Consider the following 232-nt stretch of genomic DNA (forward strand, 5'->3'; position numbering starts at 1 on the left):
GGCGGCCTCATCGGCCTCCTGGCCGGCTTCTTCGGCGGCTGGGTGGACACCCTGTTCGCCCGCCTGGTCGACGTTCTGCTGGCCATTCCGAAATTCCTGCTGGCCGTCATCGTCGTCACCGCGATCGGCTTCGACACCACCAACGCCGCCATCGCAACCGGCGTTTCGGCGGTCGCCCTCTTCGCCCGGGTGATGCGCTCGGAGGTGATCAAGACCCGGCAAGCGACATTTG

General features: G+C 66.8%; 1 protein-coding gene. It reads left to right on the plus strand.

Features of this window, described 5'->3' with window-relative positions; genetic code table 11:
• On the plus strand, window positions 1-232 hold a 232-nt coding region (locus tag EOD29_RS35345; RefSeq protein ID WP_127248939.1), incomplete at both ends, for an ABC transporter permease subunit.

It is taken from the genome of Mesorhizobium sp. M1A.T.Ca.IN.004.03.1.1 (assembly GCF_003997555.1).
GTDB lineage: Bacteria > Pseudomonadota > Alphaproteobacteria > Rhizobiales > Rhizobiaceae > Mesorhizobium.